Source organism: Corynebacterium phoceense (assembly GCF_900092335.1).
GTDB classification, from domain to species: domain Bacteria; phylum Actinomycetota; class Actinomycetes; order Mycobacteriales; family Mycobacteriaceae; genus Corynebacterium; species Corynebacterium phoceense.
The window spans coordinates 1-1323 of the sequence record NZ_LT596209.1 but is presented as its reverse complement, the minus strand read 5'-3'; the positions used below and the strand labels follow the sequence as shown (position 1 = coordinate 1323).

The 1323-nt window shown below is 54.5% G+C and carries 1 protein-coding gene; it reads left to right on the top strand.

The genetic code is table 11. The features are described from left to right. Positions 1-60: 60 nt before the first annotated feature. A protein-coding gene (locus BN9444_RS13250) for an IS3 family transposase (RefSeq protein WP_141681489.1) occupies positions 61-1277 on the top strand; the annotation gives its coding sequence in 2 pieces (ribosomal slippage) (positions 61-322 and positions 322-1277; 1218 coding nt in all). The last annotated feature ends 46 nt before the right edge of the window (positions 1278-1323 follow it).

Here is a 1323-nt window from a genome sequence, read left to right as displayed (position 1 = left end):
TGAGGTTACCCTCGTTTAGTGGACACCCTATTTGTACGGATCTTGTGTCCGTAAGAGAGGATGTTCATTGTGAGTCAACAGCGCAAGAAATACACGCCGGAGTACCGGCGTGAAGCCGCAAACCTGGTAATCGAGTCAGAGCGACCGATCGCTCATGTGGCTAAGGAAATCGGTGTTTCCGCCGGGCTTTTAGGCCGGTGGGTCAAACTCGAGCGTGAACGCCGAGGATCCTCAGATGGGATGAGTGAGGCTGATCTTCGTGCTGAGAATGCTCGTCTGCGCCGTGAGTTGGCAGAAGCCAAGATGGATAATGAGTTTTTGTCAAAAGCGACAGCCTTCTTCGCCGCGAAGCAACGCGAGCAGAAAAGTTCGAACTAATGCAGCAGGAGAAGGCAAACTACAGCATCAAACGCATGGCACGGCTATTAAAAGTGTCTCGGTCTGGATACTACAAATGGGCCCATGCGCAGCAGAAACGACTATCCGGAAAGGATGATCGGTCAGCATTTTACGATGATGTTGACCGAAAGATTCATCAGATTTGGAAAGACTCCGATGAGGTTTATGGTGCTCCGCGGATCACCGCAGAGCTCGCCGAGCGCTACTACATTTCACTTAACCGTAAGACTGTGGCGAAGCGGATGCGCATGATGGGCATTGAAGGGATTTCACCGCGTGCCTTTGTCCCGGTGACAACCATTCAATCCAAGCGTAAGTCAACTCTTCCTGACCTGGTCAAGCGCATGTTTGATACTGGTCAGCTCAACCGGGTGTGGATGTCGGATATTACCTACCTTCGCACCGGTGAGGGCTGGCTGTATTTGTGCGCGGTCCGCGATGGTCATTCCCGCAGGGTACTGGGCTGGGCAATGGATAGCGTTCAAGACACACACCTGGTTGAACGGGCCCTGCGGATGGCGCATACGCTACGCGGTGACGTTCCTGATGGGCTGGTGTTTCACGCTGACCGTGGAACGCAATTTACCAGTGAGAAGCTCTGGGAAGTGTGCCGCAACCTGGGCATCGCTCAGTCTGTGGGGCGCACTGGCGTGTGCTTCGATAACGCGATGGCCGAGTCGTTCTGGTCGACGCTAAAGACTGAATTCTACGACCGTAAGCGATGGCCTACCCGTGATGCTGCACGCAAGGCCGTTGCCTACTGGATGGAAGTCGTCTACAACCGCCGGCGCCGGCACTCTGCACTCGGAATGGTCAGCCCCGTCGACTTCGAGAACCACACCGGCTCAATCAACAGCAGAAAAGAAATAGCTGCCTAACCACTAGGTAGCTCCACTACGTGTCCACGATTTGCGGGCAACCCCA